Annotated in this window: 9 protein-coding genes, 2 pseudogenes and 1 riboswitch; of the genes and pseudogenes, 2 read left to right on the top strand and 9 right to left on the bottom strand. The window is 52.9% G+C overall.

Annotation, left to right across the window (positions count from 1 at the left end):
* Positions 1–751 (top strand): IS110-like element ISGka2 family transposase (locus tag IKE44_RS00620; RefSeq protein WP_287464690.1); only part of this gene is annotated, 751 nt, incomplete at its 5' end.
* 175 nt (positions 752–926) lie between these two features.
* Positions 927–1,343, top strand: coding sequence for a PaaI family thioesterase (locus IKE44_RS00615; RefSeq protein WP_049625447.1), 417 nt, complete (start codon positions 927–929; stop codon positions 1,341–1,343).
* Positions 1,344–1,698: 355 nt separating this feature from the next.
* On the opposite strand, the gene IKE44_RS00610 is transcribed toward IKE44_RS00615, so the two are convergent.
* The 9 genes and pseudogenes from IKE44_RS00610 to IKE44_RS00570 all read right to left on the bottom strand — a co-directional run.
* The gene (locus IKE44_RS00610) at positions 1,699–2,181 is read right to left on the bottom strand and encodes a PaaI family thioesterase (RefSeq protein WP_049625446.1); all 483 of its coding nucleotides are present in this window, start codon (positions 2,179–2,181) and stop codon (positions 1,699–1,701) included.
* 180 nt (positions 2,182–2,361) lie between these two features.
* Positions 2,362–2,745: pseudogene (locus tag IKE44_RS00605) on the bottom strand (VOC family protein).
* A gap of 16 nt (positions 2,746–2,761) precedes the next feature.
* Entirely contained in the window at positions 2,762–3,118 is a 357-nt protein-coding gene (locus IKE44_RS00600) for a hypothetical protein (RefSeq protein WP_237420157.1), read from the bottom strand.
* Positions 3,119–3,168: 50 nt separating this feature from the next.
* A riboswitch (SAM riboswitch) is annotated at positions 3,169–3,273 on the bottom strand.
* A 50-nt stretch (positions 3,274–3,323) separates the two neighbouring features.
* A complete protein-coding gene (gene opp4A, locus IKE44_RS00595; RefSeq protein WP_287464686.1) occupies positions 3,324–5,108 on the bottom strand; it encodes an oligopeptide ABC transporter substrate-binding protein in 1,785 nt (594 codons plus the stop codon).
* A gap of 13 nt (positions 5,109–5,121) precedes the next feature.
* Positions 5,122–6,030, bottom strand: coding sequence for an ABC transporter permease (locus IKE44_RS00590; protein ID WP_287464685.1), 909 nt, complete (start codon positions 6,028–6,030; stop codon positions 5,122–5,124).
* 21 nt (positions 6,031–6,051) lie between these two features.
* The gene (gene opp4B, locus IKE44_RS00585; RefSeq protein WP_287464683.1) at positions 6,052–7,020 is read right to left on the bottom strand and encodes an oligopeptide ABC transporter permease; all 969 of its coding nucleotides are present in this window, start codon (positions 7,018–7,020) and stop codon (positions 6,052–6,054) included.
* 18 nt (positions 7,021–7,038) lie between these two features.
* Entirely contained in the window at positions 7,039–7,965 is a 927-nt protein-coding gene (locus tag IKE44_RS00580; RefSeq protein WP_061580709.1) for an ABC transporter ATP-binding protein, read from the bottom strand.
* Positions 7,952–8,977 carry an ABC transporter ATP-binding protein gene (locus tag IKE44_RS00575; RefSeq protein WP_033015554.1) on the bottom strand — a complete coding sequence of 342 codons (1,026 nt, stop codon included), beginning with the start codon at positions 8,975–8,977 and terminating at the stop codon, positions 7,952–7,954. The genes IKE44_RS00580 and IKE44_RS00575 overlap by 14 nt, the downstream gene beginning before the upstream one ends.
* 144 nt (positions 8,978–9,121) lie before the next feature.
* A pseudogene (locus tag IKE44_RS00570) lies at positions 9,122–9,292 on the bottom strand (transposase); the annotation flags it as partial.
* Between the last annotated feature and the right edge of the window lie 41 nt (positions 9,293–9,333).

Below are 9,333 nucleotides of genomic sequence, written 5' to 3'. Positions count from 1 at the left end.
TTTTACCCGCCTCCGCAAAAAGTGGGTCGGACAGCTGACTTCGGAGAAAAACCGGATTCAAAAAGTGCTCGAGTCTTCCAATGTCAAACTCGGCTCGGTCCTCTCCGATCTCTTCGGCGTTTCCGGAAAAGACATCCTCGCCCGGCTGCTCGAGAAGGGATACGTGGACAAGGACGAGTTGGATGAATGCCTGCGCGGAAGGCTCAAAAAGAAAAAGCAAGCGGTGTACGATTCGCTGCTCGGCACCTTGACCGAACACGAGCTCCGTCTCCTTCGCCTCTTGTGGAAACACGTTGAGGAATTGGAGCGGCTCATCGAAGAAGTCGACCAACACATCGACCGCCTGCTCGAGCCGTATCGCGAGGAAGTGAACCTGCTGATGACCATGCCCGGAGTGAAAAAACAAACCGCCGCCGTCATCATCGCCGAGATGGGAACCGACATGAGCGTCTTTGAAACGCCGGAACGGGCGGCTTCATGGACTGGATTGTCCCCCGGCAACCATGAAAGCGCCGGAAAGCGAAAGAGCACGCGCACGACAAAAGGCAATCCCCATCTCCGATCGGCGTTATGCGAGGCGGCATGGTCAGCAGCTCGATCCAAGACGCATCCCTTGTCCCGAAAGTTTTGGTCGTTGGCGGCCCGGTGCGGGAAGAAAAAAGCCCTCATCGCCATTGCTCGGCGGATGTTGGTGATCATCTTTTGCATGATCTCCCGCAAAGAGCCGTTCCGCCAACCACAACTTATTTAGTCTAGCCAAAAGGCAGACAGGTTATACGAGATGCCTAAAATCGGGCACCTCTGCTTTCCTATTGCCTTTTTTGGCCATTTTCAGTATACCCTCACGGATCAGGAGCGTATACCGCACTCACCAAGTGGTGGGGATTTTCACGGAAACGCAATGGATGACAGAAAGGATGTTCGAGATGAAGCCAATTACCAACTTGCATGACGTCATTGCCGGAAAAAGCGCGCCGCCCCCATGCGACGAAACTCTCGGCGTCCGCCTGACGGAAGCCCGAGACGGCTATGCGAAAGGCGTATGGACGATCAGCGAATCGCTGCTCAACGGCAACGGGGTGATTATGGGCGGGTTCGTCAGGGCGGCGGCGGACATTCTCATGGCGTATGCGGTGACGACCTTGCTTCGCGATGACCAAATGCACGCCTCCATCAACTTGCAGACGACGTTTCACCGCCCAGCGGCGGCTGGAGAAGGCGAAATCGAGGCGCGGGTGGAAAAGTTCGGGAAAACCGTCGCCTATGTAACCGCCATCGTGCGGCAAAACGGCAAAGAGGTGGCGAGCGCCACGTCGTCGGTGCTGATCATGGACAAACCGTGAAGGTGATGGATCTCCAAAAGGCGTTTTTGCGCATGCTCGTTCTCCTTGGATTCGACGAGTCCAAACAGCAGCTGCTGTTGTTGTTTTGAAACGCATGGAAAGCGATGATCAGAGGAATCCGAGAAAACCGGTGAAAAACGATGATGTTCGCCAAATCGGTGGTTTTGTTGAAAAAGGAGAACCAATTTCACAAGGTTTCCCCACTTGAGAAGAGGCGTTGTCGAGTTGCCTTTTTCATGACATCATCAGTCCTCAATGGCGAAACGAGGTGAGGCGCAGCCGTTTTCGACCAGTTGCCAAGCGCCGGAGAAAGCGCTGTCAAAAACAGCCGCTCTCCGGCGCCTTTCGTTGCTTGTTACCCACGGACAAACGTTTTCGGCATGACGACCGCGACGACTTGCCCGCGGGCGCACAGTTCGCCGTTGGCGAACACTTCGGTGTCCACTTTCCATTTTTTCGGATGAATATCCGTCACAGTGCCGACGGCGACAAGCGGCACGCCATGCGGCGTCGGCTTGACGAAATCGACGTGAAGCGACGCAGTGACAAAGCGCGGCGGCGTTTCCCCGCTCCCTGGTTCATGGCCGTTTTTCCGATGCAAGGCAAGCGCCGCTGAACCGGTGCCGTGGCAATCAATGAGCGAGGCGATCAGCCCGCCGTACACAAACCCTGGAATCGCCGTATGTTCCGGACGCGGCGTATACACCGTCACCGTTTTGTCGCCCCGCCACCCGGTGCGGAAATGGTGGCCTTGTTCATTCAGACGCCCGCAGCCGTAGCACCAGGCGAATTCATCAGGGTAGTCGTCTTGAATCGCGTGCACGATCATTTCTTCCACGTCATCCTCCCCCTCTCTTTTTCTAGTATACCATTGAATCGAGAAGACGACGACTCCTACATGGACAGTTGTTGTCTAGCGGCAGGCAAGGCCATACGAAGAAAAATAGAACGAAGCGCCAATCGCCAGACGGCAAATTCATAGGCGGCCCAAACAGCTGGCCGCCTAGCGTGACGCCATTTATCGAGCAGGCTCGTAAAACTCGATCCATTCGCCGTCCGGGCCAAGGAAAAATAAGTATTTCGCCCCGTTTGGGAGCGTTGTAATTTCATCCCACACTAGCGGGACGCCGAGCGACTAAAGCCGTTCTTTCTCCTGCTCAATGCCTTCGACCGTAAACGCCACGTGGTGCACTTTTCCTTCCGTCGGCAAATCCGGATTGTATCCTTCGATCAGCTCGACAATGATCGAGCCGTCAATCCCTAAAAACGCCAATTTCATCGTGCCGTTCGTATGAATCATTTCGTCGAGCAGCTCCAAGCCGACGACGTTTTGATAAAACGCTTTCGATGCCTCGATGTCTTTCACTTGAATGCCGACATGCTCAAATTTTTTGACTGCCATTCGTCCCTCTTCCTTTCTATGACTCCATTAACCATACTGCTTGTAAATACGGCGTCATCTGCATCGGGAAAATCCCTTTTTTCCCAAGCTCTGTCCATATGTAGCGGTCAAGGGCGTACGGTCCGTCCGCCTTCCATTCGTCCGCCTCACTGTTGGTCAACAACAACGAAAAGGCTGTTCCTTGCGCTTCCCCATACAAATGAACGTATCCGTCCCCACGGTCGACATGCACCGCCGCCTTAGAGTCAAACCGGATGAGCTCCGCCTGCACACAGCGCATGACACAAACGGCGAACGCAGCGGCAGGGAGATGAGCGGCCATGCAAGCACGGAGCGAAACCGCCTCCTCCACTGTTTCTCCTTCACCTCCCATCGACAAAAACCCCCTTCGCCTCGGAATGAGGCGAAAGGGGTCATGAGCCGTTCTTATCATCCAAAGCGAAACCGCTTTGCGGGTGTTAGCACCTTGCCTGCGGCAGGTTGCTGTGGGGTCATCAAGCCCGTTCTCTCGCCCACTCTTGATAAGACGTATGCAATTTATCTTCTATCTTATCGTACATCATCAAAGGCAACAATCGTCATTGTTCGACTTCCGGTTGCTCGGACGTGACGCCGACATCTTTCCACGTCAGTTTCGAGCTCGGGTCAACCGTAAAGTTGGCGACGCGGTTGTTGACGGCATAAATGGACAAACCATACAACGTCGGGATGACCGGAACTTCTTCGTTCATCAGCTGTTGCCATTCACTGTAAATTTTCCGGCGATACTCCTTGTCAAACGCCTGCTCGGAATGGCCTTTTTCCAGCAGCTCATCATTTTTCTCGTTCACCCAACGCGAGTAGTTGAACATGGCGTTGCGGCCGTACAATCCGTACGGGTCGACGTCCGTTCCAGTTGACCAAGCGGCGGCGTAGACATCCACTTTCGGATCGTCTTTTTCGACCATATCGTAGAAGGAGTTGAACTCCGCCAAGCGTCCGTCTACAAGCTGAACATCGAGACCCACATCTTTCCAGCATTGCATATAAAATTTGGCCAGCGGTTCAGCGATGTCCCCACCGCTCATCGCCAAGAAGTTGATCTTGAATTTTTTGCCGTTTGGATCTTCGCGGAGGCCATCGCCATCCACATCTTTATATCCCGCTTCATCCAGCAATTGTTTCGCTTTTTCCGGATTGTACGTATACCCTTTGATGGAACTGTCATGATAGCCCGGGAACGACGGCGGAATGAGCGTGTTCGCCGGGAAGCGCAAACCATGATACAGGCGGTCGGCCACCTCTTGGTTGTTGATGGCGTACGCCATGGCTTGGCGCAGTTTTTTGTTTTGGAATTTCGGATTGTCCATTACGTTTTCCTGCTTTTTCGCATCCCAATGGCCGAGTTTAAAGCCGATATAGCTGTACGACAAACCCACTCTACCGATAAACTGAATGTTTTTCGTCCCTTTCGCGTTCAAATATTGGTCAGTCGGGAACCCAGCGACGTCAATTTCGCCTTTTTTCAGCGCTTGCAGGACGACTTGCGGGCTGACGACTTTCAAAATGACGCCTTCCAAGTTCGGTTTGCCAGCCCAGTAGTCATCATTGCGAACAAACTCTACCGACTCGCCCGGAACGATTTTCTTCACTTTAAACGGACCGAACCCGATCGGGTTTTTCCGGATTTTATCCGATTTCGCCAAGTCTTTGATCGGAATGTCTTTCAAGTAATGCTTCGGCAGCGGATACGCCCAAATGCCAGTCAACACCGACGGATTGGCCTGTTTCCATGTGATCGTCAACGTCTTTTTGTCGATGACTTTAATGCCGGAAATTTTATCCGCTTTGCCGCTGTGATATTCTTCCATCCCGACGATCCCTTGGATGAGCGCATCGCCATAGCGGACGCCGGTGTAATCTTTATGGCCGATGACCAAATACGCATACTCCAAGTCTTCAGCGGTCACCGGCTGGCCGTCATGCCAATTCACATTGTCTTTAATATGGATTGTCATCGTCTTTTTATCATCCGACAACTCATACGTGGCAGCCCCATCATTTGTAATTTCATAGTCACCGTTCGTCCGGAAAAGCGACTCGTCAAAAAATTGCAAAATCTCTGCGTCGGGCGCTCCGGTGTAGAATGCAGAGCTGAGCATCCCTTCAAACGGCGTATCGGACACAAGGCCGTATTTCAACACGCCGCCATCGATGATTTTCCCGTCGTTTTTCACCGTCATCGGGAATTTGCTGATGTCTTCCTTCTGAGCCGCCGGTTTTTCGTTATTGTTGCCCTTTCCGCTCGTTGTGTCGGATTTGCCCGTGCACCCGGCGAGCACGAGCAAGAGCGCGGCGAGAGCCGCCAGCCATTTTCTCTTCACATTTTCTTCCCCCTTATCCTAGTCGTTGTCTTGCATCAGCCGCACGTTTCAGCGCTTGGCCGATGAAATTTATGCACAGCATCATCACTAAAATAAGCAATGACGCAGGCAACCAAACCCACCATTTGTTTTGCAAAACATCCGGGTTGGTCGCATAGCTGACCAACGTCCCTAAGCTCGGCGTGCTCTCCGGCAGCCCGAAGCCAAGATACGTGAGCCCGGACTCGATGCCGATGTTGCCCGCCAAATTTAACGTCAAATTGACGATAATGATCGAGCTGAGGTTGGGCAAAATTTGAAAAATAATGATTTTCCAATCTGGCGTGCCGAGCGTTTTTGACGCGCTGACATAATCCAGCTCGCGCTCGGTCAGCGTTTTGGCGCGGATCAGCCGGGCTTTGCCCGTCCACAAAAACGCGCTCATGATCAAAATGAACGTCAATACATTATATTTAGGCACAATGGCGACAAAAACAATAACGAGCATCAAAAACGGCAGAACGAGAATAAAATCGATGATGCGCATAATGACATTGCCAATCCAGCCGCCGAAATAGCCGGCCACCAATCCGACAATGAGGCCGATCGCCCCAGTGATGAGCGTAATGGCCAGCCCGATCGTAAACGAATTGCGGGCGCCGATGATGAGCTGGCCAAACACGTCGCGCCCTCCGTAGTCTGTGCCAAGCCAGTGTTCCGCTGACGGCGGAGAATAGATGGAAAGAAAATCCACTTTCACGATTTCCTCTTGATCCAAAAAGAGCGACACGCCATAGACGATCGACAAAAGGATTCCTAAAATGATGAGCGAACCAAGCGCGAGCCGATCCCGAACCACCTCCCGCCACATGATCGAAAAGGCGGAAGGGCTTTTCTCGATGTTCGCTCCGGCCGGCGTTGGGCCGCTGATTTCCGCTTTCATGTCAGCTGCCTTCCTCCTTCCCTACTCAATCTGGATGCGCGGGTCGACCGCACTCAAAATGATGTCCGACAACAGCGTGCCCACCAGCGTCGCCAGGCCGGAAATCATGACGAGCGCCGTCACGACGCTGTAATCCCGCTGCATAATCGACTGCAAAAACAGCTGGCCAAGCCCCGGATAGCTGTAGATCGACTCCAAAAACACGGAACCGCCGACAAGCCCGGTGATCTCATACCCTAAAAACGCCGCGATCGGCAAAAACGAATTGCGCAAAATATGGCGCCAATAGATGTGCCGCTCCGGCACGCCTTTCGCCCGCGCCGTTTTCACGAAATCTTTCACTTTCGTATCAACGATTTCGCTGCGCAAATATTGAAGCGTAACGACCGTGTTGATGAGCGCTCCCGACAACGCCGGAAGCATGAGATGGTTCAATTTGCTTAAATAGTAAGCGAGCGTCCTTTCCTCGACCTGAACGTCCACGCTGCCGCCGGTTGGAAACCAGCCAAGGTGAAAACCGAAAATAAACAGCATGATCAAAGCAAAAATGAACATCGGCGTGGCAAACCCGAGATAGCTGTAGCCGACGATCAGCTTATCAGCCCATGTATCTGTCCATCGCCCCGACACGATGCCAAGCGGAATGGCAATCAGGTACGTCAAAATTAAAATCGCCGCCGACAGCAACACCGTATTCCCGATCCGTCCGGCCAGCAGATCAGTGACCGGCTGCTGGTGGATATAGGAAAGGCCGAGATCCCCTTGCAGCATGTTTTTCACCCAACGGATGTATTGAATATGTACCGGATCATTCAAGCCAAGTTTTTCCCGCATTTCCTCAAGCGTCTGCGGATCCATTTTCGGGTTGGCCGCCAGCTGCCCCGTCAGCGCATCGCCCGGCATCGCCTTCGCCAGCAAGAAAATGAGGACGCTCAGCAAAAACAATTGCGGAATCATAATGAGGATTCGCCGTAAAATAAATTTCAGCATCTTCCCGTCTCCCCCTCTTTACGGAATGGCCACCGAGTGCGTCGGCGAAATCGGCTTGAGCGGGTGAGCCCGGCCGTTTTCATCAAAATAGCGGGAATACGACTGCTCATATTCTTTTTCCACTTCGCGGCGAAGCGCCTCCTGCCGGCCGCGTTCGCGCGGATCGGCGTTCGGAATGGCGGAGAGCAGACGTTTCGTATAAATATGTTGAGGATTCGTAAAAATCTCCTCGCTCGTCCCTTCCTCCACGAGCCGGCCGCGGTACATAATGCCGATGCGGTCGCACATATGCCGAATGATCCCTAAATCATGGCTGATGAACAAATACGTCAGCCCGTACTCCTGCTGGATTTCTCTCATGAAATTCAACACTTGCGCCTGCACCGACACATCAAGCGCCGACACCGGCTCATCGGCGATGATGAGCTTCGGATTGAGCGTGAGCGCCCGCGCAATGCCGATGCGTTGGCGCTGTCCGCCGGAAAATTCATGCGGATATTTGTAAATCGACTCCGCGCTCAAGCCGACCCGCTCTAAAACGTATTGCACCTTCTGCCGCTCCTCTTGCGGGGACAGGCGTTCAAAATTGCGGAGCGGCTCGGCGACAATGTCGAGCACACGTTTGCGCGGATTGAGCGAAGAATACGGATCTTGGAAAATCATCTGGATGTCTTTCCGATACGGATGAAACTCGCGGCGGCGAAGCTTTGTCAAATCCGTCCCTTCAAACAGCACTTCCCCGGCCGTGGCGCGGATCAAACCGATAATCGTGCGCCCTGTCGTCGTCTTGCCGCAGCCGGACTCGCCGACGAGCCCGTACGTTTCCCCTTTGTTCAGCGTGAAACTGACATCGTCCACCGCGCGGACATGGTCGACCACCCGGCGAAAAAAACCGCCGCGCACCGGATAGTATACTTTCAAATGGTTGACGTTAAGAAGCGCCATAGCCGATTCCACCTACCGTTTGATCATCGGGAAAATAAAAATGTTGGTAACATGTGCAACGCACCCAGTGCCCCGGCTCCACTTCCCGCAACTTCGGATCCGATTCGTGCTTATCCGCCCCAATCCAGCTGATGCGCGGCTGGAAGCGGCAGCCGCGCCGCGGCAGTTTATGCAGCGGCGGAACGATCCCTTGGATGACGTGGAGTCGTTCCTTTTTCGTCTGCGCAGACGGGATCGACTGCAACAATGAGCGAGTGTATGGATGAAGCGGACGGTGAAAAATGGTATCGACGTCCGCTAACTCAACGATTTCCCCAGCATACATGACCGCCACACGGTCCGCCATTTCCGCCACCACCCCCAAATCATGCGTGATTAAAATAATGCTCGTTTTCATTTGCTGCTGCAACTCTTTGAGCAGCCCTATGATCTGCGCCTGAATCGTCACATCAAGCGCCGTTGTCGGTTCATCGGCGATGAGCAGGGCAGGCTCGCAGGCGATGGCGATCGCGATGACGACCCGCTGCCGCATCCCCCCGGACAACTCGTGCGGATAACGGTGGTACACCTTTTCCGGCTCCGGAATGCCGACTTTGCGAAGCAAGACGATCGTTCGCTTCTTTTTTTCGGCTGCTGACAGCCGCAGATGGTAATCCATGCTTTCTTCGATCTGCCGGCCGACCGTCATGAGTGGATTGAGCGCCGTTAACGGATCCTGAAAGATCATCCCGATTTCTTTGCCGCGGATGCGATTGAGTTCGGCAACGGAGAGCGACAGCAAATTTGTCCCTTTAAAGTGCAGGCGCCCCTCAATTTTTGTCTTTTCGGGCGGGTGGAGACCCATGATCGACAAAGCGAGTGCGCTTTTGCCGCAACCCGACTCCCCGACGAGAGCGACGACTTCGTTCTCTCCGATCGCCAGCGAAACGTCGTCGACCGCCGCATAATAGTCATCACCGATGCGGAAAGAGACTCGCAGCTCCTCAATTTCCAATAACGTTTGCTTTGCCAATGTGTCCTTCTCCCTTTTGTTAGTATTACTAGTTAGATAATATTCTATCATTTTTTTTTGTAAATTCAATTAGTATTCTATCATTTTTTTCGTAAATTCAATATTTATAGAAAGGTTCATCACCAAAAGTTGTACTTGCACCTGTCATGAAAGTATGTTAGCTGTTTCTAGCCGAACCCGCCATGCAAAACGCTGGATATTTCTGTATCCGTATCCCCGACGTTTCATCAGCTTGATCTTGTTATTTGTTCCCTCCATTTTCCCATTTGAATAAGGGGATAAAATGCACGATATGATTTCGTCTGTTCGTTTCAACCACTATTTTTTGGACAATAAATAAGCAGATGCTCCACGAA

The sequence above is a fragment of the Geobacillus sp. genome (genome assembly GCF_017515625.1).
GTDB classification, from domain to species: domain Bacteria; phylum Bacillota; class Bacilli; order Bacillales; family Anoxybacillaceae; genus Geobacillus; species Geobacillus stearothermophilus.
The sequence above is the reverse complement of the archived record's forward strand: the minus strand, read 5'-3'. Positions and strand labels throughout refer to the sequence as shown.

What these genes read in the sequence shown, in the direction of transcription:
- IKE44_RS00615 (WP_049625447.1), top strand. Translation starts at nt 927, where the DNA reads ATGAAGCCAATTACCAACTTGCATGACGTCATTGCCGGAAAAAGCGCG.
- IKE44_RS00600 (WP_237420157.1), bottom strand. Translation starts at nt 3,118, where the DNA reads ATGGGAGGTGAAGGAGAAACAGTGGAGGAGGCGGTTTCGCTCCGTGCT.
- IKE44_RS00590 (WP_287464685.1), bottom strand. Translation starts at nt 6,030, where the DNA reads ATGAAAGCGGAAATCAGCGGCCCAACGCCGGCCGGAGCGAACATCGAG.
- opp4B (WP_287464683.1), bottom strand. Translation starts at nt 7,020, where the DNA reads ATGCTGAAATTTATTTTACGGCGAATCCTCATTATGATTCCGCAATTG.
- IKE44_RS00580 (WP_061580709.1), bottom strand. Translation starts at nt 7,965, where the DNA reads ATGGCGCTTCTTAACGTCAACCATTTGAAAGTATACTATCCGGTGCGC.